The 21,924-nt window shown below is 72.4% G+C and carries 20 protein-coding genes and 1 tRNA gene; 8 read left to right on the forward strand and 13 right to left on the reverse strand.

All coding sequences use genetic code 11. The annotated features are described in order from the left end of the window. Position 1: 1 nt before the first annotated feature. Positions 2-802 (forward strand): N-formylglutamate amidohydrolase, encoded by an 801-nt coding sequence (locus ACFU3E_RS10095; protein WP_384154542.1) that lies wholly within the window; start codon positions 2-4, stop codon positions 800-802. Positions 803-870: 68 nt separating this feature from the next. Beyond that, a complete protein-coding gene (locus ACFU3E_RS10100; RefSeq protein WP_384154544.1) occupies positions 871-2,094 on the forward strand; it encodes a cytochrome P450 in 1,224 nt (407 codons plus the stop codon). 18 nt (positions 2,095-2,112) lie between these two features. Here ACFU3E_RS10100 and ACFU3E_RS10105 read toward each other — a convergent pair whose 3' ends face one another. The 3 genes from ACFU3E_RS10105 to ACFU3E_RS10115 form a co-directional block, all read right to left on the reverse strand. Next, positions 2,113-2,604: a hypothetical protein gene (locus tag ACFU3E_RS10105; protein WP_384154664.1), complete on the reverse strand. Its 492-nt coding sequence runs from the start codon at positions 2,602-2,604 to the stop codon at positions 2,113-2,115. 5 nt (positions 2,605-2,609) lie between these two features. Further along, entirely contained in the window at positions 2,610-3,185 is a 576-nt protein-coding gene (locus ACFU3E_RS10110; protein ID WP_384154546.1) for an RNA polymerase sigma factor, read from the reverse strand. Positions 3,186-3,247: 62 nt separating this feature from the next. Then, positions 3,248-4,681, reverse strand: a complete 1,434-nt coding sequence (locus ACFU3E_RS10115; RefSeq protein WP_384154548.1) for a S8/S53 family peptidase — start codon at positions 4,679-4,681, stop codon at positions 3,248-3,250. 129 nt (positions 4,682-4,810) lie between these two features. Between ACFU3E_RS10115 and ACFU3E_RS10120 the strand changes: the two genes are divergently transcribed. Continuing rightward, positions 4,811-7,417, forward strand: coding sequence for a CHAT domain-containing protein (locus tag ACFU3E_RS10120; protein ID WP_384154550.1), 2,607 nt, complete (start codon positions 4,811-4,813; stop codon positions 7,415-7,417). A gap of 42 nt (positions 7,418-7,459) precedes the next feature. Here ACFU3E_RS10120 and ACFU3E_RS10125 read toward each other — a convergent pair whose 3' ends face one another. Further along, positions 7,460-9,181, reverse strand: a complete 1,722-nt coding sequence (locus ACFU3E_RS10125; RefSeq protein ID WP_384154552.1) for a LuxR C-terminal-related transcriptional regulator — start codon at positions 9,179-9,181, stop codon at positions 7,460-7,462. Between the two features lie 99 nt (positions 9,182-9,280). Here ACFU3E_RS10125 and ACFU3E_RS10130 point away from each other — a divergent pair, with 99 nt between their 5' ends. After that, a complete protein-coding gene (locus ACFU3E_RS10130; protein WP_384154554.1) occupies positions 9,281-10,366 on the forward strand; it encodes a M12 family metallopeptidase in 1,086 nt (361 codons plus the stop codon). Positions 10,367-10,789: 423 nt separating this feature from the next. Here ACFU3E_RS10130 and ACFU3E_RS10135 read toward each other — a convergent pair whose 3' ends face one another. The 7 genes from ACFU3E_RS10135 to ACFU3E_RS10165 all read right to left on the reverse strand — a co-directional run bounded on the left by ACFU3E_RS10135 (position 10,790) and on the right by ACFU3E_RS10165 (position 16,608). Further along, the gene (locus tag ACFU3E_RS10135) at positions 10,790-10,867 is read right to left on the reverse strand and encodes a 50S ribosomal protein bL37 (RefSeq protein WP_370443954.1); all 78 of its coding nucleotides are present in this window, start codon (positions 10,865-10,867) and stop codon (positions 10,790-10,792) included. Between the two features lie 163 nt (positions 10,868-11,030). Further along, positions 11,031-12,218, reverse strand: a complete 1,188-nt coding sequence (locus ACFU3E_RS10140) for an ABC transporter ATP-binding protein (RefSeq protein WP_384154556.1) — start codon at positions 12,216-12,218, stop codon at positions 11,031-11,033. A 26-nt stretch (positions 12,219-12,244) separates the two neighbouring features. Then, positions 12,245-13,078 (reverse strand): carbohydrate ABC transporter permease, encoded by an 834-nt coding sequence (locus ACFU3E_RS10145; RefSeq protein WP_384154558.1) that lies wholly within the window; start codon positions 13,076-13,078, stop codon positions 12,245-12,247. Then, positions 13,078-14,037, reverse strand: coding sequence for a carbohydrate ABC transporter permease (locus ACFU3E_RS10150; RefSeq protein WP_384154560.1), 960 nt, complete (start codon positions 14,035-14,037; stop codon positions 13,078-13,080). The genes ACFU3E_RS10145 and ACFU3E_RS10150 overlap by 1 nt, the downstream gene beginning before the upstream one ends. A 70-nt stretch (positions 14,038-14,107) precedes the next feature. Then, the gene (locus tag ACFU3E_RS10155) at positions 14,108-15,388 is read right to left on the reverse strand and encodes an ABC transporter substrate-binding protein (protein WP_384154562.1); all 1,281 of its coding nucleotides are present in this window, start codon (positions 15,386-15,388) and stop codon (positions 14,108-14,110) included. Between the two features lie 800 nt (positions 15,389-16,188). Continuing rightward, positions 16,189-16,262: transfer RNA gene (locus ACFU3E_RS10160), tRNA-Pro, on the reverse strand. Positions 16,263-16,305: 43 nt separating this feature from the next. Next, the gene (locus ACFU3E_RS10165; protein ID WP_384154563.1) at positions 16,306-16,608 is read right to left on the reverse strand and encodes a hypothetical protein; all 303 of its coding nucleotides are present in this window, start codon (positions 16,606-16,608) and stop codon (positions 16,306-16,308) included. A gap of 261 nt (positions 16,609-16,869) precedes the next feature. Here ACFU3E_RS10165 and ACFU3E_RS10170 point away from each other — a divergent pair, with 261 nt between their 5' ends. The 3 genes from ACFU3E_RS10170 (at position 16,870) to ACFU3E_RS10180 (ending at position 18,991) form a co-directional block, all read left to right on the forward strand. After that, a complete protein-coding gene (locus tag ACFU3E_RS10170; protein ID WP_384154565.1) occupies positions 16,870-17,259 on the forward strand; it encodes a transposase in 390 nt (129 codons plus the stop codon). Between the two features lie 317 nt (positions 17,260-17,576). Next, complete coding sequence (locus tag ACFU3E_RS10175) at positions 17,577-18,314, forward strand: dienelactone hydrolase family protein (RefSeq protein ID WP_384154567.1); 738 nt, start codon at positions 17,577-17,579, stop codon at positions 18,312-18,314. A gap of 332 nt (positions 18,315-18,646) precedes the next feature. Next, complete coding sequence (locus ACFU3E_RS10180; RefSeq protein WP_384154569.1) at positions 18,647-18,991, forward strand: cupin domain-containing protein; 345 nt, start codon at positions 18,647-18,649, stop codon at positions 18,989-18,991. Here ACFU3E_RS10180 and ACFU3E_RS10185 read toward each other — a convergent pair. Beyond that, positions 18,981-19,985, reverse strand: coding sequence for a LacI family DNA-binding transcriptional regulator (locus ACFU3E_RS10185; RefSeq protein WP_384154571.1), 1,005 nt, complete (start codon positions 19,983-19,985; stop codon positions 18,981-18,983). The two genes, ACFU3E_RS10180 and ACFU3E_RS10185, sit on opposite strands and share 11 nt — an antisense overlap. Before the next feature lie 111 nt (positions 19,986-20,096). Between ACFU3E_RS10185 and ACFU3E_RS10190 the strand changes: the two genes are divergently transcribed. After that, the gene (locus ACFU3E_RS10190) at positions 20,097-21,260 is read left to right on the forward strand and encodes a Gfo/Idh/MocA family protein (protein ID WP_384154573.1); all 1,164 of its coding nucleotides are present in this window, start codon (positions 20,097-20,099) and stop codon (positions 21,258-21,260) included. A gap of 10 nt (positions 21,261-21,270) precedes the next feature. Here the strand turns inward: ACFU3E_RS10190 and ACFU3E_RS10195 are convergent, their stop codons facing one another. Then, entirely contained in the window at positions 21,271-21,882 is a 612-nt protein-coding gene (locus ACFU3E_RS10195) for a TMEM175 family protein (RefSeq protein ID WP_384154575.1), read from the reverse strand. Between the last annotated feature and the right edge of the window lie 42 nt (positions 21,883-21,924).

The raw sequence follows: 21,924 nt of genomic DNA on the forward strand, positions 1-21,924 counted from the left end.
CGTGACCGCTGCCCCGCCGCCCTTCGAGCTGCTGCCCGGGGCCGGGCGGTCCCCGGTGGTCCTCCATGTGCCACACTCCGCGCGGGAGATACCGGACGCCGTGCGGGCGGGGATCGTGCCCGGCGACGAGGAGCTGGCGCGGGAGCTGGACCACATCACGGACGCGCACACGGCGGAGCTCGCCGAGACCGCGGCCGGGCTGGCCGGCGTCACGCCGTGGCGGTTCGTGAACCGGCTGTCGCGGCTGGTCGTCGACCCGGAGCGGTTCCCGGACGAGCGGGAGGAGATGCTGGCCGTCGGGATGGGGGCGGTGTACACGCGGACCACGCACGGCGGGGTGCTGCGCCCCGCCGACGTCGATGCCGGGCCGCTCGTCGAGCGGTACTTCGAGCCGTACGCGCGGGCGATGGCGCAGGCCGTGGCGGACCGGCTGGAGGCCGCCGGGCGGGCCGTGGTCATCGATGTGCACTCCTACCCGAGCCGGAGGCTGCCGTACGAGCTGCACGGGGAGGGGCCCCGCCCCGCGGTCTGCCTCGGGACCGACTCCTTCCACACGCCTCCCGCGCTGCTGGACGCGGCCCGGGAGGCGTTCGGGGAGGCGGTCGGGGAGACGGAGCTCGACACCCCGTTCAGCGGGACCTACGTCCCCCTGGAGTTCCACGGGAAGCGGCCCGAGGTGAGCGCGCTCATGGTGGAGATCCGCCGGGACACCTACATGACCGAGCCGGGCGGTCCCGCCGGGCCGGGGCTGGAGCGGCTCGCGGGCGCGCTGGCCGGCCTCGTCGACGCCGTGTCCCACTGAGCCGTCACCGTCACCGGCTGGAGCACTCCCGCGCGACAAGCGGGCGGGGGCGCGGGGAGGGTGGGTACATGACGGAGGACACCACCACGCTGACCGGTCAGGCCCCGCCCCCGGTACGGGACTGGCCCGCACTCGACCTGGACGGGACGGAGTTCGACCCCGTCCTCGCGGAGCTGATGCGCGAGGGACCGCTGACCCGGATCCGGCTGCCGTTCGGCGAGGGGTGGGCATGGCTGGCCACCCGTCACGACGACGTGAAGCTGATCACCAACGACCCGAGGTTCAGCCGTACTGAGGTGACGAAACGTCAAGTGACCCGGATGGCACCGCACTTCAAGCCGCGGCCGGGGTCGCTCGCCTTCGCCGACCAGCCCGACCACAACCGGCTGCGCAAGGCCGTCGCCGGGGCCTTCACCGTCAGCGCGATGAAGCGGCTGCGGCCTCGCGCGCAGGAGATGCTCGACGAGCTGGTGGACGGGGTGGTGCGGGACGGGCCTCCGGCCGAGCTGGTCGGGCGGGTACTCGAACCGTTCCCCATCGCCCTGGTCAGCGAGGTGATGGGCGTGCCCGCCGCCGACCGGGAGGCGGTGCACACCTGGACCCGGCAGATCATCTCCACGTCCGGTGGGGCCGAGGCCGCCGACCGGGCCAAGAACAGCCTGTACGGGTGGATCACGGAGACGATCCGCTCCCGCGCGCACAGCACCGGAGAGGACGTGTACTCCCTGCTGGGCAGCGCCGTGGCCCGGGGCGACCTCGGCGCGCCGGAGGCCGTCGGCCTCGCCGGTCCGCTGCAGATCGGCGGCGAGGCCGTCACCCACAACTGCGGGCAGATGCTCTATCTGCTGCTCACCCGGCCGGAGTTGCGGCAGTGGTGGCGGGAGCGGCCCGGGGAACGGGACTCGCTGCTGGACGAGATGCTGCGGTACATCCCGCACCGCAGCTCGGTCGGCCTGGCGCGGATCGCCCTGGAGGACGTCGAGCTGCACGGCCACCGCATCCGGGCCGGCGACGCGGTGTACGTCTCATACCTCGCCGCCAACCGCGACCCGGACGTCTTCCCCGAACCCGATCGGATCGACCCGGGACGCGCCCCCAACCCGCACCTGGCGCTCGGCAACGGCCCGCACTACTGCACCGGCGCCGTCCTCGCCCGCCTGCAGACCGAACTGCTGCTCACCACCCTGCTGGACCGGCTGCCGGACCTGCGGCTCGCCGTCCCCGCCGCCCAGGTCGCCTGGCGGCGCAGGACGATGATCCGGGGCCCGCGGACGCTGCCCTGCGCCTGGTGACACGCTGACGGCTGACGGCTAGGCCCGCAGCCACTCCGTCACCACCACGTCCCCACCGGTCCGCAGCCGCAGGGCGAACGGCCCCGACAGGGGCACGTCGCCGGTGAAGCGGCCCAGGTCGTCCGCCGTGAGCGGGGAGCCGGACCGTGGCCCGCCGAGGACCTCGATCCGGGCCGGCTGCGGAGGCAGCACCTGGCCCATCAGCCCCTGCGCGGTCACCTCGACGTCGACGGTCACGTCACCCGCCCGGAAGGTCAGCATCCGGGGCGCGTCGGTGACGCCCCTGACCGGGAGGGCGTCGACCAGCGAGTCGAAGGTCAGCTCGGCCACGCGCGCGTCGAGGTCGTGCAGCGCGTAGGCGTCGACGGCGATCTGCTGGAGCTCCGCGGGCACCGGGTCGAGGACTGCGGCGGCCTGCCGCAGCTCCTCCTCCAGCATCCCGGCGTCGAACTCCTCGTCGCCGAAGTCGTCCTGGCCGAACAGGTCGTCGCCGTGCGTGTCGCCGTTCATGTCGCTCACATCGCCCCCCGTGCCTCGAGCCGGGCCCGCAGGCGCCGCAGACAGCGCTGGCGCAGCGGCCCGATGCTGCCCACCGCGATTCCCAGCGCGGCGGACACGTCCTGGTAGCTGGGCGGCGGGGTGGCCATCAGCACCCGCAGCAACTGCCTGCACCGCTCGCCCAGTTCCTCGAACTCCTGCCACAGCCGCCGTACGCGTTCGCTCTGCGCGGCGGCTTCCTCGGAGTCGAGCAGCGACTGTTCCGGCGTGCCCTCCTCGCTGACCCGGTCCAGCACGTGCGGATCGTCCGTCAGGGTCAGCCGCCGCGAACTCCTGATGACCTTCAGGCACTCGTGGCGCGCGGTGCTCGCCAGCCACGCGCCCGCCTTGCCGGGTTCGCGGATCCGGCCGAGGTGCTGGGCGAAGCGGAACCAGGCCGTCTGGTAGACCTCGTGGGCGTCGGCGTCGGAGAGCCGGTGGGCCCGGACGACGGACCAGACCAGCGGGCTCAGCCCTTCCACGAGCGCCTTCCAGGCCGCCGCGTCACCGGCGGCGGCTGCCTGGACGAGCGCGCCGGCATCAGTACGGTCCACGGCAGCCCCACCCCTCGAGTACGGCACGTCATCGTACGCCGTGGAGGGGGCGGCTTCCGCCCTCACAGCCCGGGGCCGAGGCACACGACCGGGACCGGGCGCCAGGTGGGCGGACGCAGCGCCGGGACGTGCATACCCCGCACTTCCGCGAACTCCGTGTTGGCGGCGAGGAGTTGCTGCCGGGCCGCGCGTGGGTCGGTCTCCTTGTGCGCCGTCATGTGGGCGGCGACCAGGCCGGCGGTCACGGGGGTGGCGAAGGAGGTGCCGCTCCACTGCGCGTACCCCTCGAACATCACCTGGTCCGGCTTCGCGGCGTTGCCCTCGTCGCTCAGCACACCGCTGTGACGGGGGTGCTGGCAGGTGCAGCCGTAGGAGAAGCCGTAGCGGCAGGCGTCGTACGTGGAGTGCTGGTACACGTACGGGACGGGCGAGTCGAAGCCGGTGAGGACGCTGGTGAGGCGCTCGCCGGGCGCGTAGACCTTCACCCAGGGACCGTGGTTGGTGAAGCAGGCACCGGACTCTCCGTCGCTGCGCAGGGCGCCGACCGACAGCACGGAGTCCTCCCAGCCGGGCAGATCGGCGTAGGCGGCGGGCCAGAACGGCGCGGCGCCGGCGTTGTTGCCGGCGGCGGCGACCAGCAGGGTGCGCTGCTCGCGCAGTTCCCGCATGAAGTTCTCGACCCCGAGCAGGCCGTCGGTGCGGCCGTTGGAGGTGCCGGCGGAGAGGCTGAGCACGTCGGGCCAGCCGCCGGCGTCGACGGCCTCGAAGAGCCTGTCGCCGAACTCGGACTCCAGGATGGCGCCGGCGTCGTTGAGGGTGCCGCGCACGGTGATGTCGGTGTTGGGCGCGACGGCGGCGACGAGCCCGGCGATGAAGGTGCCGTGGCCGACGTACTGCTGGAGGATGCCCTGGTCGTCGCACTCCTGGACCTGGGCGTCGCCGCCGGTGTGGGCGAGCAGGCCGCAGGACCGGTAGTCGTGCACGAGGCCGGTGTCGACGACGAGGACGCCGACGGCGGTGCCGGGGTCGTGGGACGTGTCGGCGGCGGCCGGGTTGGGGGGTTCGCTGAGCGGTGCGGGGACGGGTTCGTCGCCGGGGCAGGCGTTGACCGCGATGTGCACGACATGGTTACGGGCGACCATCCGGTGCCCGGCCCGGGACTCGTACTCCCCAACGGAGCGCAGCGCGTGGGCGACGGCGCGGTCGGCGTCCCGGCCGCCCTCGCCGGGGTCGCCGACGCGGATCCGGGTGATGCCGCTGCGGTTGGTCTGCGGGCCCGCGCGGCGGATCTGCTCCTGGTCGAGGTCGGGTGCCGCCGTGAAGTGCGCCCGTACCGTGTCCTCGACGATCCGGGCCTCCTCGCCGTCGCGGACGAGGACCACACCCTTCTCGTACATGAATTCCGCCGAGTCGTCCGGGCCCATCGCCAGGGGGACGTCCGGCATCGAACGCTGGATCTGGTCGAACTGCTCGTGGAATCGCTGAGGTGGTGCCATGGCGGATCCTCCCGTTGGTGCGACGGCGTCGGCCGGTGCCGCTGAGCGGTCGTCAACAAGAGCCGCCGGAGCGTTCCTTGATACATCGGCACCTGTGTGGTGCGCTCCGGGACCACTACCATCCGAGGAGTGACGGCGGGAAGCGACTCGGTTACGGAACTGCTGCCGATGGTGTTCGCCGACCCGGGCGAGGCTCTCGCGAGGGCCCGGGCGCTGCTCGACGCCGCCCCCTCCCCGCTGGACGCCTCCGTCGCCCACCAGGTGATCGGCATCTGGCAGCGGGACTTCGGCGATCTGCGGCTCGCGCTGCACCATCTGCGGCGGGCCCGGCGGTGCGCGGCGCGCGGGGACTCGGCCGACCGGGAGGCGGACGTGCTGGCCACGCTGGGCGTGGCGCTGGTGCACGCGGGCCGTACCCGGGAGGGCCTGACGGCCTTCGAGCGGGGCGTGGCGCGGGGCGCGGGGCACACCAGGGCGCGGGTGCTGTACCGGCGAGCGTATGTGTGGTGGGTGCTCGGCCACCACCGCGAGGCACTGGAGGACGTGCGCCGGGCGGTGCCCGTGCTGCGGCAGGCCGACGACGTGATCTGGACGGCGCGGGCACTGACCCTTCGGGCCACCGTGCACCTGGCGCTGGGGTCGGTGGAGCGGGCCGAGGCGGACTTCACCGCGGCCGAGGCGCTGTGGGACACCACCGGCCAGGAGCACGACAAGGCCGACGCGGTGGAGAGCCGGGGCCTGGCCGCGTTCCGGTCGGGGGACGTGCCGGCGGCGCTGCGGCTGCTGGACGATGCGGAGGAGCGGTACGCCCGGCTCGGCACGCCGACGTTCATGCTGAACATCCGGCGCTGCGAGGTGCTGATGGCGGCCGGTCTCGCACCGGAGGCGCTGGCCGAGGCGGACGCGGCGACCGGGAAGCTGGACGGGATCGGCGGGCAGTCCACCCGCAAGGCGGAGCTGCTGCTGACCGCAGCGCGGGCCGCCCGGCTCGCGGGCGATCCGCACACGGCGATCGCCCGCGCGGCCCTCGCTGTCCGGCTGTTCGCCGGGCAGCGGCGCACCTGGTGGGAGACGCACGCCCGGCTGGTGCTGATCGAGGCGCGGCACGCGGCCGGGCGCGGCTCGGGGCGGCTGGTCGCCGACGCCGCCGCGGTGGCCGGGAAGCTGGCGTCCTTCGGTGCCCCGGCCGCGCCGGAGGCGTCGCTGCTCGCGGGCCGGATCGCGCTGGGCCTGGGCTGGACGGCGGACGCGGAGCGGCACTTGGCCGTGGCCGCGCGCAGCCGGCGCAGCGGTCCGCCGCTGGCCCGGATGACGGGGTGGGCGGCGCAGGCGCTGCGGGCGCAGGCCGCCGGGTCGACGCGGGGTGTGCTGGAGGCCTGCCGGCGCGGCCTGGATGTGCTGGACGACCACCGGATGACGCTGGGCGCCTCGGAGCTGCGGGCCCGCGCCACCGAACAGGGCGCGGAGCTGGCCGCGTTGGCGCAGCGGGCCAGTCTCGTCTCCGGCGGGCCGCGGCGGTTGCTGGTGTGGAGCGAGCGCTGGCGGGCCACCGTGCTGTCCACACCGCCGACCCGGCCGCCCGCCGACCCGGAACTGCTCAGCGGCATGACCGCCTTCCGCGAGATCGCCTCGCGTGCGGAGGCCGCTCGGATGGAGGGCCGGCCGGTCCCGGCGCTGGAGCGCGAACAGCGGCGTCTGGAGCGGGAGATCCGCTCCCGGACCCTGCACATGCGGGGTGAGGCGCCCGGCGGCGGGGACCGGTTCGACGTCGGCGGGCTGCTGGAGCGACTGGGCGAGGAGGTCCTGCTGGTGGAGCTCGCCGTCCTCGACGGGCGGGTGCAGGTACTGCTGTGCGGGCGGGGGCGGGTGCGCCGGTTCGAGGCCGGGCTGCTCGCCGAGGCGGAGACCGAGGCCGAGCACGTGCAGGCCGGGCTGCGGCGGCTGGCCCACCCCGGGGCCGAGGCCCGTCTTCCGGTGGTGGAGGCGGCGGGGCGGCGGCTGGAGGAACTGGTCCTCGGACCGGCCGCGCAACAGCTGGGTGGCGGCCCGGTGGTGATCGTGCCGCCGGGGCGGCTGCACCGGGTGCCGTGGTCGCTGCTGCCGTCGCTGCGGGAACGGGTGCTCAGCGTGTCGCCGTCGGCGGGCAGCTGGCTGCGCGCCCGGGAGACCGCGCCGCCGCCGGACGGCTGCCATGTGCTGGTGCGCGGTCCGGGCCTGGCGACCGGCGGCGCCGAGGTGCCCGAGCTGGCCGGCCGGTACGGCTGTGCGACGGTCCTGGAGGACGACGGGGCGCGGGTGCCCCGGGTGCTGGAGGAGCTGGACGGGGCGGCGCTGGCGCACATCGCCGCGCACGGCACGTTCCGCGCGGACAGCCCGCTGTTCTCCTCCCTGCGGATGGCCGACGGGCCGATCGTCGTGCACGACTTCGAGCGGCTGGACCGCAGCCCCTACCGGATCATCCTGTCCTGCTGCGACACCGCACGCCTCGCCTCGGTCGGCGCGGACGAACTGCTCGGCCTGGTCACGGCGCTGCTGCCGCTCGGCACGGCCGGAGTGGTGGCGTGCAGCGCGCCCGTCAACGATGCCGCGGTGGTGCCGCTGATGCTGGCGCTGCACAAGGGCCTCGACGCCGGCCTGTCCCTGGCGGAGGCACTGCGTGATGCCCGAGCGGCCCTGCCGGGCGACGCGCTGCACCAGGCCACGGGGTGGGCGTTCTCGGCGTTCGGGGCGGCCTGACCCGTCCCCTGTTCGGGTCAGGCCGCCGGTCCTGGTACCGGCTCAGGCCGGTTGGGCCTCCGGCGCTCGGGCCGCCCACGGCAGGGTGCCGCGGTCGCTCGCGCCGAGCCGGGCGTAGGCGCTGTAGAGGTGGTTGCCGACGGTGCGGATCGACAGGGTGAGGCGCTCGGCGATCTGCCGGTTGGTCAGGCCGGCCGCGGCGAGGGCGACGATCTGCCGCTGCCGGGCGGTGAGTTCGCCGAGGACCAGCCCGGACAGCGCGGGGGTGCGGGCGCCCTGGCAGCGCCGGGCCAGGGTGACGGCCCGGGTGCGGGAGTGCCGGGCGGCGCGCGGATCACGGTGGGCCCGTACGGCCTGGGCGTGCGCCTCGGCGGCGAACAACAGGAAGCCCCGCCGCTCCAGTTCCCCGGCCACCTCGTCCAGCTCCGGGCCGTCGGCACGGGTGAGCGCGTCGGCGTGCCGGGCGAAGACGCCGCCGAGCCGGTCGATGACCTTCTCGGGGACGCCGAGGCGGACGGCGTCGTAAGGGTCGGTGAGTGCCTCCGGGTCGAGGTCGCCCAGGCTGTCCACCGTCGCGGAGGCGGAGTCGAGTTCCGCCCGGCAGGAGGTGTCCCCCGGGTCGCTGCGCAAGCCTTCCCGCGCCCAGGCCGCAGCCTCCCTCACCTCCCCGCGCAGCCGCGCGAACCGGGCACGCACCGCGGCGTAGCCGCCCGGCAGCGGGCCGCCCTCGGCGACCAGCCACTCCCCAACCGGCGTGGCCGTCGCCCGTACGTCGGCCTGGTCGATCCGTCGGGCCAGGGCCGCCGACTCGGCGTCGAGGGCGGCGGTGCACACCTCCGGTGCCCGGGCCAGCCGGCGGGACCGCAGCCGGCCCGCCGCGGCCCGGAGCACCGGCCCGTACAGGGGGTGGGCGAGGCGGACGGCACCGCCGTCGTCGACCTCGATCAGGCCGTCGGACTCCAGCATTTCGAGGGCGCCGAGGTCCAGGTCGTCCGGGTCCGAGGGCAGGGGCTCGGTGAAGGCGAGACGGTCGAGGGTCTCGCGTTCGAGGGGGCTGGTCCGGCCGAGGACGGGGGCGGCGCGTTCGCGTACGGCCGGGGTCAGCGGGACCGGGCCCCGCCACGCCCGTTCCCCGGTGCCGGGGACGGGGGCCAGCAGCCCGCGCACCGCCCCCAGCAAGTCGCGCAGCAGCCGCAGGTCGCCCCGGCTCAGGCGGCACAACCGGTTCACGGTGAGCGCGTCGAGAGGCCCGGCGCCGGCCGTGAGCAGCCGGCCGGTCTCCTCCTCGGGCAGCGGCTCCAGCGCGAGGCGCGGCAGGAGTTCACCGGTCCACAGCCGGGAGATCGCGCCGGGCCCGGAGGTGCCGTCCGTGGCGACGACCAGCAGCCGGGTGCGCCCGTGCACGGCGAGCTGATGGACCAGGGCGGCGGAGGCGTCGTCGAGAAGGTGCGCGTCGTCCACCAGCAGGGTGCGGACTCCGGACAGCAACCGGACCGCGCGGTGCAGCGTGACCGACTCGGGCAGCAGATGGGCGAACGCGGCGAAGGGGATGGTCCGGCCCTCGGGCGTACCGGCCGCCCGGGCGCAGTCGGTGCCGCGGATCGCCTCGGTGACGAGGCGGGTCTTCCCGCAGCCCGCCGGCCCCGTCACCACGATGCCGCGCCGCGCGCCGGTCAGGGACCGGCGGACCAGCTCCAGTTCGTCCTCCCGCCCGGCGAACGGCCAGGGCAGCTCCAGCGTCGTCGCGTCCCTCTCGTAAGTCATCACACAGACATGAGCGCGGCTACTCACCTTTGATACAGGGCGACTTGAGTAGCCCCCGACTCAGGCGCCCGGGGCGGTTGGCAGGGCAGGCTGTGGCCCATGACCGCACGCTACTGCTCGCTGGCACAGGCGCCGGCGCCCGCCTTCGCACCGGGGCTGGGGGCCGAGCGGCTGAGCGCGCTCGCGAGCGGGCGGCGGATGTGGGTCAACGGCACCGTTCTGCACTACTGGTTCTTCGGCGGCGACACCGACGCGTCCGTCATCCCCGTGCCGGGGAGGGGGATGACGCGACGGGTCTCGTGGGCCGGCGCCGAGGAGCAGCGGGACGTGGTGCGCGCGTGTTTCCGGCAGTGGCAGGAGCTCGGCATCGGTATCACCTTCGCCGAGGTCGGCGACCGCTCGGAGGCCGAACTGCGCATCGGGTTCCAGGCCGGTGACGGCTCCTGGTCGGCGGTGGGCCGGGACGCGCTGCTGGCCGGCCGGCAGGAACGCACCATGAACTTCGGCTGGGACCTGACCGCGCCCGGGGAGCGCGGGACGGCCCTGCACCAGATCGGGCACGCGCTCGGCATGCTGCACGAACACCAGAGCCCGTTCGCGGGCATCCACTGGGACGACGAGGCCGTCTACGCCGAACTGGCGGGCCCGCCCCACCACTGGAGCCGGGAGCGGACGCACTACAACATCCTGCGCAAGCTCGGCCCGGACGAGGTCGACGGCTCCGTCTGGGACCCGCAGTCGATCATGGAGTTCCCGTTCCCGCCGGGGCTGATCCTGGAACCGGAGCAGTACCGCGGGGGCCTGAACCCGCCCGGCACCCTGTCCGCCGCCGACAAGGAGTCCGTGCTGCGCTGGTATCCGCCGGCGCATCCGCAGGGTTCGCCGGCGCTGGTGCCGTTCCGCTCGGCGCCGCTCGGCATCGGCCCGGGTGAACAGGCGGACTTCATGATCGAGCCGCCGGAGACCCGCACATACACGCTGGGCACCTTCGGCGACTGCGACGCCGTCGTGGTGCTCTTCGAGGAGCGGGACGGGGAACCCCGCTACCTCGCCGGCCGGGACGACGGGGGAACTCCGCACAACGCCACGATCGGCGCCCGGCTCGTCAAGGGCCGCCGTTACGTCGTCCGCGTACGCCTGTACTCCGTCTGGGGTTCCGGCGAGACGGCGGTGATGTGCTGGTGACGGCACGGATCCGCCGCGCGGGCACCTGAGCCACAGTCCGGCACCGGGGGAGCGGTCGGGGACGTCGCCCATGGGGGTGGGTGACGTCCTCGACCACGCCATGTCCGGGGGCCACCGGCTCCTGCGGACCGTGTGCGGCCCACCGGCGCATGCGCCGCCATCCGTCCGTTCACGCCGATGTCCGTCCGGGGGCGGGGGCACGCTCGATGGACCCGCCCCGATCCGCGTCCCCTGCTCGGTCTCTTCCACGGGGACGGCTTTCCTCATCCGCCCGGACGGCTGTCCGTCCGCCCGCCTGGCACGGCTCGCCGCTGCGGAGTCGGGCCCGCCCCGTCCGACGCACTCGGGCGGGTCTTCCGCGAACGCAGACGGGTGGGTGGCACCTGCCACCCACCCGATACGCCGGCCCGCCCGCAGGACCTCTCAGGACTGCGGACGGCTGCCGTGGTTCGCGCCGTTCTTGCGGCGGGCCTTCTTCTTGCGACGTCGCTTCGAGGACATCGAGCCTCCTCTTTCCGAGATTTCGGTCACTATCCACCGGATTGTCACGTCCGGCGACTACAGAGCCACTTTCCAGCCGGCGCAACGGCAAACACACACGATGCGGATGTACACGGGTGGCCTCCGTCACGGCGGTGGCCCGGCCCGGCCGCGTGGTGCAACGTCAGACCGCCCTCACCGGATGCGTGAGGTTCGCTCCGTTCGCCGGGTCGAACACGTGAGCCTTGGCCATGTCGACCCGGAGTTCGAGCGGCTCGCCCTCGCGGGCACGCGTGGCGGCGTCCAGGCGGGCCACGATCTGCTGGGTGTCGGTGCCGGTGTCGCGCAGGCCCGAGTCCTTGGCGAGCTCCTCCAGTTCGGTGGTCGTGGCGGGCCCGCCCTCCGCGGTGAAGTAGACATACGCATCGGACCCCAGCGACTCCAGTACGTCCACGGTGACGGTGCAGACCGGTCCCCTCCGGTCCCGGTCCTGGGACAGGGCCACGTCCTCGAATGCCTCCGGCCGCAGCCCGACGATGACCTCACGGGGCGCGTTCTGGCGTTCCAGCGCCTGCCTCGTACGGTCGTCGAGGGTCAGGTCGCCGAGGGGCGAGCGCAGGGCACCGCGCTCCAGAGTGGCGTTCAGGAAGTTCATCGCCGGCGAACCGATGAAGCCCGCGACGAAGAGGTTGCGCGGCAGGTCGTACAGCTCGGCGGGGGTGCCGATCTGCTGGACCAGGCCCTGCCTCATGACCACGACGCGGTCGCCCAGCGTCATCGCCTCGGTCTGGTCGTGGGTGACGTACACGGTGGTCGTGCCGAGGCGCCGCTGCAGCCGGGAGATCTGGGTGCGCATCTGGACCCGGAGTTTGGCGTCCAGGTTGGACAGCGGCTCGTCCATCAGGAACGCCTTGGGATCACGGACGATCGCCCGCCCCATGGCCACCCGCTGGCGCTGCCCTCCGGAGAGGTTGGCGGGCTTGCGGTCCAGGTGCTCGGCGAGGTCGAGGACGTGGGCGGCGTGCGTCACCTTGGCGTCGATGGTGTCCTTGTCCACCTTGGCCAGGCGCAGCGGGAAGCCCATGTTCTCCCGGACGCTCATGTGCGGATACAGGGCGTAGCTCTGGAACACCATGGCGACGTCGCGTTCCTTGGGAGCCAGGTCGTTGACGACCCGGTCTCCGATGCGGAGGGTGCCCTCCGTGATGTCCTCGAGTCCGGCGATCATGTTCAGGGTGGTGGACTTGCCACATCCCGACGGACCGACCAGGATCACGAACTCACCGTCGGCGATCTCGAGGTCCACGTCCTTCACGGCGAGGGACCCGTCGGGAAAACGCTTGGTGACTCCCTCAAGGATGATCTCGGCCATGGATGGTGCCTCCTTGCCTTTCCCGTTCAGCCCTTGACTGCCCCGGAGGTCAGTCCGGCGACGATCCGCCGCTGGAAGAGCAGGACGAAAACGATGATCGGGATGGTGATGACCACAGCGGCGGCGGCGATCGACCCTGTGGGCTGCTGGAACTGGGAGCTCCCGGTGAAGAACGCGATCGCGGCGGGCACGGTGCGCGCGGACTCGGTGGACGTCAGCGAGATCGCGAACAGGAAGTCGTTCCAGCAGAAGATGAACACGAGAATGGCCGTGGTGAACACGCCCGGCGCGGCAAGCGGCGCGATGACCAGCCGAAAGGCCTGCGCGGGCGTCGCCCCGTCGACCTTGGCGGCCTTCTCCAGATCCCAGGGGATCTCCCGGAAGAACGCCGACAGGGTGTAGATCGCGAGCGGCAGGGAGAAGGTCATGTACGGGATGATCAGCCCGATCCAGGTGTCGAAGATCCCGATGATCCGCTCGATGTTGAACAGCGGTGACACCAGGGAGATCGGCGGGAACATGGCGATCAGCAGTGACATGCCGATGAGTACGCGCTTTCCGGGGAACCGCAGCCGGGCCACCGCGTAGGCGGCCATGGTGCCCAGTGCCACCGCGATCACCGTGGAGATCAGAGCGATACCGATCGAGTTGATCAGCGCACGGGTGAACTCGGAGGTCTCGAAGATGCCCCGGTAGTTCTCGAGGGTCCAGTCCCTGGGGATGTAGTCGCCGTCCGTGAGGGTGCTGGGGTCCTTGAACGACAGCGCGGTGATCCACCACACCGGGAACAGGGCGTACAGCACCACCACGACGTTCAGGACGCCCCATCGGGTGGCATGTGTCTTTCCCACGGCGGCCATCAGCGCTTCACCTCCGCGCCGGGTGCGGCGGCACCGAACAGTTTGACGAAGGTGAAGGCGATGATCCCGACGCAGATGAAGATCAGGACCGAGATCGCCGACCCGATGCCCAGGTTCAGCGCGGTGAACAGGTTGTCGTACCCGAGGATCGACAGAGAGCCGGTCCCGTGGGCGCCCGCGGTCAGGATGTAGATGTTGTCGAAGATCCGGAACGCGTCCAGTGTGCGGAAGAGCAGGGCCACCAGGATGGCCGGCTTCATCAGCGGCAGCATGACCTTGGTGAAGCGCTGCCAGGCGGTGGCACCGTCCACCATGGCCGCCTTCAGGGTCTCCTCGGGGACCAGCGCGAGGCCCGCGAGCAGCAGCAGGGCCATGAACGGCGTCGTCTTCCACACCTCGGCCAGGATGATCAGCCAGAGGGCGGGCCACTGCTCGGTCAGCGGAGCCTCCCCGCTGGGCAGCAACTCGGCGAGGTATCCGAGCTCCGGGGTCCAGGCGTACTGCCAGGAGAAGGCGGCGACCACGGTGACGATGCCGTACGGGACGAGGACCGACGTGCGGACGGCGCCGCGCCAGAAGATCGTGCGGTGCATGACCAGGGCGAGCCCCATCCCGAGGACCAGTTCGATCGCCACGGACACCGCGGTGATGAACAGCGTGACCCAGAAGGCGTCCCACCAGAACGGGGAGGACAGCACCGCCCCGTAGTTGCTCAGGCCCACGAACTCCGCCTGTCCCGGAAAGCGCAGGTCGTACCGCTGGAGGGACAGATAGACGGCGTACCCGATGGGGTAGGCGGTCACGGCGATCATGACGACGACGGCGGGCGCGCAGAGCAGCCAGCCGAGCCGGCGCTCCTGCTTGGCGCCCGCGGAGAGTGCCGCCCGGTCCGGCCCCTCCTGCTCCGTCTGCGCCTCGGGAGGCGGTGGGGGCCCGGCGGGTTGCGCCCGTGTGCTCATCTCGGGCCGCCCGAGGACGCGGCCGGCGCGCTGTGGCGCCGGGCGACGAAGTGGTGCGGGAGGTGGTGGTTCACGGGATCACACCCTCGGATCGCAGGGCCTGGTCGATCTGTTCCCGGATGGTGTCGACCGAGCTCTCCGGATTGATCTCGGACGGCGGGGACAGCGTGTGGGAGACCGCGATCGACACGTTCTGGTAGACCGGAGTGATCGGGCGCACGCTCGCCGACTCCAGGGCGGCCAGCACTTCCGCGGAGAAGGGGTACTCCTTCATGAACGCCGGCTCGTCGTACAGGGCGCGCAGCGTGGGCGGCAGACCGCCCTCGAGCGCGGCGGTGAGCTGGTTCTCCCGGTTGCGCAGGCACAGCGCCGCCTCGAACGCCAGGTCGGGGTGGCGTGAGTAGGCGCTCACCGCCAGGTCGATGCCGCCGATGGTGGGCCGTGCCGGGCGGTTCGCGTCGACCCTGGGGTACGGCGCCCAGCGGAAGTTCTTGAAGAGCTCGGGGTTGTTCGCCCTCATCGACGGATAGACGAACGGGTAGTTGAGCTCGAACGCCGCCACCCCCGACTCCATGGCGAGCCGGTTCTGGTCCTCCATCTGGTTGGACAGGGAGGGGTCCGCGGCCGGGGAGTTCGCCAGATCACGCATGATCCCGGCGGCCCGCACGGCAGGAGGACCCAGGGAGGGCTCGGTCGCGCTCGCGTTGAGGATGGAGCCGCCCGCACTGTTGATCAGCGTGTTGAACCAGACGGTCAGGCCCTCGTACTGGGCGCCCTGGATCTCGACGAAGTGCGGTTTGCCCTGCCGGGCGAGGTCGCCGGCCATGTCCAGCATCTCGGCCCAGGTTTTGGGTGGGGTGGGCACCAGGTCCTTGCGGTACCACAGGAGTTGGGTGTTGGTGTTGTAGGGGACGGCGTACAGCTTGCCCTTCCAGGTCGAGGTCTGCAGCGGTACGCGCAGGGTGCCCTCGGTGGCCTGCCGCTTCGCCTCCCCCGTCCATTCCCGGATCCAGCGCGCCTCGGCGAACTCCGCCGCCCAGGTGACGTCCAGGCCCAGGATGTCGAGCGAGTTGTCCTCGGCGGCGAGTCTGCGTACGAGTTGCTGGCGCTGGCCGTCCGCGGCACGCGGGAGCTTGTTGTAGCTGATCCTGTAGCGGCCGCCCGACGCCTGGCTGCACCGGTCGGCCGCCTTCTGGAGCGCACCGGAGTCGTCGGGGAAGTTGTACCAGTTGAGAGTGGGCGCGCCGGAGCCTTCCTCACTGCCGCAAGCGGCGAGCACCGACGCCAGCAACGGCAGTACGGCGAACGTCCGCAGCCATCTCGTCCCTCTGGGACGTCCCCTCGCGTGCACGCGCTCCACACCTCGCTTCCGGACGGTGGCACGGGACTCGAGCCTCGCAACGTGTTTCCCCCCGCGGCGAACACTAGAGACCGCGTAAGGCAACATCAAGAACATATCGCACCAAATCACCCAATCCGCCCCCTCTGGCGAACCGACGCGACGGACCTGCGGGCAGGAGAGGGGGACGATCGGCCTCGGTGGCTTCCACCGCCCACCGCAGGGTGCGCGATCCGCTCGACAGGGAAGAGTCCGCCGAACCCGATGAGGGCGTCAGTGCGCGCGGCCACGCAGTAAGGATGGCGTCGGGGTGCTCGGCGGACGGTGCGGGGCGCGGTCGGATGTCGACGCGGGCGCCGCCGGAGGCCTTGAGGCGCGCCATGCGCCACAGGCCCCGCAGGTGGTCCATGGCGGTGCTCACCACGTCCACCCGGGTGTCGGTGTCCTCGACCCAGGGGACCGGCACTTCGTGGACGAACAGAACCCTTTGAGTTCCTGATCACGCGGGGGCATGCGCTGTTCGCCGGTCATGTCGACCGCGACAGCCCCGCCGCTGACACGCCGGTCGAACCGTCGTTCAGGGAGGCGGTCTGCCGGAAGCGTGGCCTCCGGCAGACCGATCCTGCTTGTGGGCCGGTTCCCCGCGGTGCCGGTCTTCACGGCGCACACGTCTTCCCGGGCCCTCACCGCGGGGAATCGGCCCAGAACCGGACTACCGCTCGAGGACGCAGGTCCCCAACCGATCCTCAAGAATGATCAAAGGCCGGTTTCGGATTTCTCCGAAACCGGCCCTGCACTGCGACTTCGCAAAGTCGGGACGACAGGATTTGAACCTGCGACCCCTTGACCCCCAGTCAAGTGCGCTACCAAGCTGCGCCACGTCCCGACGCGACTCGCGCGGGTGTCCCGCGTGATCGCGCAGGTCAACCCTACCGCATACGGAGAGGGGACTCTCTTGCGCCGCCCTGCGGGCGGGCGGCGGGCAGCGCGTACGGGCCGGGCATCGGCCCGACGGGCTCGGGCTGTTCGTCCCGGGGCCCTCGTCGGCGGCCGATCTGGGCACCGGTCCAGCCGGCGAGGCCCGCCGTCGAGACGGCGACGGCGAGGACGGCCCACCAGGGGAGTTCCGCATTGGTCGCGTGCCCGGCGCAAGCCGCGACGGCCAGCAGCGATGTGGCGGCACCTCCGGCCGGTCCGCCTCGCCGGACGGGTCGCTGCCGCGTCTCGTCCACGTCCCCGGTCCCCCTTCATCCGCACACTCGCACACCCGGCGATCCTCACTCCCGGGCATATGCCGCAAACAATACGCGAATCGGCGGGAACTCCCGACCAGGGCATAGGGGTTGAGACGGCCCGCGAGGGGCACCGGAGAGCTCCTTCCGGCCCGCACCCCCGCCGGTGGACACGACACCGTTGGCGAATCCTGGGGCTGAACGTGACGTCGGCCTTCACGACCCGTTGTGGTCGTGAAGGCCGACGTGGTGTTGGGGAGGGTGTCGTTGCACGCCAGGAAGATCGACGGGGTCCCCGAGGAGACGGCCCGCGTGGTGCGGGCTGCGTTTCCGAAGGGCAGCCTGACCATGCGGATCCGTGACGAGTTGGGCGAGCTGTTCTCGGACGCGGACTTCACCGCGCTGTACCCGAACAGGGGGAAGCCGGCGTGGTCACCGGCCAGGCTGGCGCTCGTCTCGGTCATGCAGTCCGCCGAGGGCCTGTCGGACCGGCGGGCCGCGGACGCGGTGCGCGGGCGGCTGGACTGGAAGTACTCGCTGGGGCCGGAGCTGGCCGACCCGGCCGGACCCGGACACGGCACGCGCCGTCCCGACCCCGGACCGGTACGCCGACCCTGGGTGCACAACTGGCAGTTCGGCAGGCGGTCGTGATGACCGAGGACATCCGGGCCGACGTCACCGCCGGGACCCTTCGGATCGCTCAGCATCCTCGTGTTTCACCCAAACCCACGGATGCATTGGCCTGACGCACACCGGTGGCCCCGTGGGGTTCGCGCTGAAGGACCTCCGGTTTCCCTCAACCCACGGGGATCGAGGGGTGTGACCGAGATACGCGCCAAAGGGCAACGGGCTGGTCTTGAAGCCCTGAGCGCCGGGCCCGTCCCGTATTTCAGAGGGACACCTAGGCTGTTCTGCCAGCGGCAGAACACCGGCCGAACCGGGCTCGACGATCACTACAGTCCAGTCTCATGACGACGATCACGACGCGTACGGTCGAGTACCCGGCCGACGGTTTGACGATGATCGGGCACCTCGCGCTCCCGGACGGTGTCGACCGCCGGCCCGCAGTGCTGCTCGGACCAGAGGGCATGGGGCTCAGCGACGTCGAGCGCCGCCGGGCCGATGCTCTCGCCGAGCTGGGATATGTAGCGCTGGCCTTCGACCTTCACGGCGGGCGCTATTTGGGTGACCCCGAGGAGATGCTGGCCCGTTGCATGCCACTGCTCGCTGATCCCGACCGGATGCGGCGCATCGGCCACGCGGCACTCGACGAGTTGCGCACCGAGCCCCGGACCGACCCCGGCCGGATCGCCGCCATCGGCTACGGCACCGGGGGCGCCATCGCGCTGGAACTCGGGCGAGGCGGCGTCAACCTGCGCGCGATCGGTACAGTCAACGCAACGACCACGGGCAGACCGGGCGAGGCAGCGCGCATCCGCTGCCCGGTGTGGGCCGGGGTCGGATCGGAAGACCCGATCATGCCGCCCGCGCAACGAAACACGTTCACCGCTGAGATGCAGGCCGCGGGCGTCGACTGGCGCCTCGCAATCTATGGCGGCGCCTTGCACGCCTTCCACCACCCGCCGGTCGACCACCCCGTGGTCCCCGGTGTCGGCTACCACCCACAGCACGCGCAGCGAGCCTGGCGCGACGTCCTCGACCTGCTCTCCGAGTGCCTGCCCGTCACGGAGGGCCTGGGGGCATGACCCAGGCAGGCATGGATCCGTAACGAGACATCGACGCCGAAGAGGTCCTCGCCGGAGCCGGATGGGCGCCGCCCATCTGCTGCATCGGCTCGATCGAGCCGGCACCGCCGGGCGACAACCAGGGCCGACGTTGCTCGATACGGCACTAGTGATCACCAACCTCCGTCGGCACAGGAAATTCGCCGACGGTGTCGTGGACACCATCGAGGGCGCGCCGGCCCGCACGAAGGCCCCCGGGCCGCCCCGGCCGGGACGGAGTGTCCGCCCGGAGCCGCAGACACCCCACACTCTGTCGAGGCCACTCCCCCGCTCGCCGGGGCTAGGGTCGCCGCATGACGCACAGCTTCGTACTCCACATCCCCGACGCCGAGCTCGAACCCGAGCCTCTCGCGCCCGAGCAGATCGTCTCCGGGACCCCCGAGGTGACCGGCAAGGTGGCCTGGGAGTCGGAGGACGGCCGTCAGGTGCGGGGCATCTGGCAGATCACGCCCGGCGTGGTCACCGACACCGAGGCCGACGAACTGTTCGTCGTGATCAGCGGGTCGGCGACGATCGAGGTCGAGGGCGGGCCGACGCTCACGGTGGGGCCCGGTGACATGGCCGTCCTGCGCGAGGGCGACCGTACGACGTGGACCGTGCACGAGACCTTGCGCAAGGCCTACGCGATCAACCTGTGAGCCAAGGCGCCGTCGTGCCCCGGACCTCCAGGGTGGGCGTGACGAGCTGAACCCGGCCCGCTCCGCCGGCGCCCTCGAAGCGCTCCAGGAGGCAGCGGGCCGCGCGGCGGCCGACCTCGTGGCTCGTGTTGTCGACCGTGGTGAGCCACACGTGCCGCAGCCGCGCGATGCTCGTGTTGTCGTAGCCGACGACGGACAGGTCGTGCGGGACGCGCAGCCCCACTTCCTCGGCCGCCGAGAGCACGCCGATGGCGGCGATGTCGTTGACGGCGAAGACGGCCGTGGGCCGCTCGGGGCGGCTGAGCAGCCGGACGGTCGTGCGGTAGCCGCCCTCCTCGGTCATGTCGCTCGGCTCGACCACCGCCTCATCCGCGAGGCCGTTCCGGCGCATCGCCGCCGTGAAGCTCCGGCGCCGCTGCTCACCCACCGCGCCGTATCCCGCGATGTGCGCGATACGGCGGTGCCCGAGGCCGATCAGGTGCTCGGCGACCAGCCAGGCGCCCCGCTCGTCGTCACCCGCCACGACGTCGACGCCCGGCGGCGCCGGTTCGCGGGAGCCGGCCAGCACGACCGGGATCCGCTCGGCCACGTCACCGAGGGCCGCGGGGCCGGGCAGCGTGCCGACCACGACCAGGCCATCGACGCCCAGGTCCAGCAGCGGGTCGGCCGGGTCCTGGCCGGTGCGGCGGTTGAGGCGGGCGTCGGCGAGCAGCATGCGCAGGCCGTTGGCGTGCAGCAGGGAGTTCAGGCCGTCGAGGAGGTCGACGAACCAGGGGTTGCGCAGATCGTTGAGGAGGACGCCGACGGTGCGCGTGCGCTGTTCGCTGAGACTGCGGGCGGCGGCGTTGGGCCGGTAGCCGAGTTCCTGGGCGGCCCGGAGCACGGCGTCCCGCTTCTCGGGCCGTACCTGGCCGGAGCCGCGCAGCACGAGGGAGACCAGCGACTTGGAGACACCGGCCCGCTCGGCCACGTCCCGGATCGTCGGCGGTCTCATGGGATGGACCGTTCCATGGAGCGCCACGGCTTGTCAAAGGGTTGACAGCGTCGCCGAAACCCGCCCAGGGTGGCCTGGACAGGTTCTGGAACGGTCCAAAGAGGGGCTCTCATGGTGGACACGCTCGGCGTCGCCGTCATCGGATTCGGCTGGATGGGGCGGGTGCACACCCAGGCGTACGCGCGCGTGCGGCACCACTATCCGCAGCTGCCCCTGGTTCCGGAGCTGGTGACGGTCGCGGAGGAGGTGCCGGGCCGGGCCGAGGAGGCCGCCGCGCAGTTCGGGTTCGCCTCGACGACCCGGGACTGGCGCGAGGTGGCCGCCGACCCGCGGGTGAAGGCGGTCAGCATCACCGCGCCGAACTTCCTGCACCGCGAGATCGGTGTCGCCATGGCCGGGGCGGGCAAGCACATCTGGATCGAGAAGCCGGTGGGTCTGACCGCGGAGGACGCCGGCGCGGTCGCGGACGCGGCGGCCAAGGCGGGCGTGCAGGGCACCGTGGGCTTCAACTACCGCAACGCGCCCGCCGTCGAAGCGGCCCGCGAGCTGATCGCCTCCGGGGAGATCGGCGCGGTCACGCATGTCCGCGTCCGGCTGTTCAGCGACTACGCGGCCCACCCCGAGGGCGCACTGACGTGGCGGTACGAGCGGGAGCGGGGCGGCAGCGGGGTGCTGGGCGACCTGGCGTCGCACGGCGTGGACCTGGCCCGTCATCTGCTCGGCGACATCACGTCCCTGACGGCGGACACGGCGATCTTCCTCCCGGAGCGGGCCCGGCCGACCGGCGCCACGGCGGGTCACAGCCGCGCCGCCGGGGGTGAACTCGGCCCGGTCGAGAACGAGGACTACGTCAGCTGTCTGCTGCGGTTCGCCTCCGGGGCGCGCGGTGTCCTGGAGGCCTGCCGGGTCTCGGTCGGCGAGCAGAACAACTACGGCTTCGAGGTGCACGGCACGAAGGGGGCCGTGCTCTGGGACTTCCGCCGCATGAACGAGCTGGGGATCAGCCGCGGCACGACGTACCAGGACCAGTCCGTCACCACGGTCCACGTCGGCCCGGGCCACGGGGAGTTCGCCGCGTTCCAGCCGGGCGCCGCGAACGCGATGGGGTACGACGACCTGAAGGTCATCGAGGCGTACCGCTTCCTGAAGTCGGTCGCCGAGGGCACACCGCACGGAGCGACGCTCACGGATGCCGTGCACAGCGCGGCCGCGCTGGACGCCATGGCACGGTCGGCGCACTGCGGCACGTGGGCGGAGGTGGCCGGGCCGGTGTGACGCGGCTCCCTCAGCTCAGGGTCTGGAGCCGCCGACCCAGGTAGGCCTTCGCCGGGACGAGAACGAGCCACAGCCACATGATCACGGGGCCGGTCACGAAGACGAGCGGGACGGTGACGAGGAAGACCACCACGATCGTGGCGCTGTCGAGGAGGTAGAGCGGCTTGGTCACCTCGGTGGGCGGGCCGTGGCGCAGCCAGGGACGTCGGGCCAGGACGGCGGCCACCGCCAGGTGGCAGGCGCCGAGCGCGGCGACCGCCCCCGCGTAGACGGCGACCGACACGGACTGGTCGCCGTACTCGGCGAGCAGCCGGGTCGGGAAGGGCACCAGAGCGGCGACGCCGAGGCCGAGGACGGACAGGCTGATCACCTGTCCGTCGACCTCCCGCACTCCGCGGAAGATCCTGCGGTGGTCACGCCAGTAACTGCCGAGCACCGCGACGCTGAGCGCGTAGGCCCCGAGGTCGGGGAGCACCCGGCGCAGGGCCTCCCGGTACTGGTCGGGCTCCAGGTCGCGGGGCACGTAGAGATCCAGGACGAGCAGGGTGATGGCGATGGCGAACACGCCGTCGGCGAGCGCCAGCAACCGGTCCGGCCCGCCGTCCGGGCGTGATGTCCACATGGGCCCGACGGTAGGGGTATCTCCGGCTCCGCCCCCGGATCC

It is taken from the genome of Streptomyces sp. NPDC057424 (genome assembly GCF_042803315.1).
Lineage (GTDB): Bacteria > Actinomycetota > Actinomycetes > Streptomycetales > Streptomycetaceae > Streptomyces.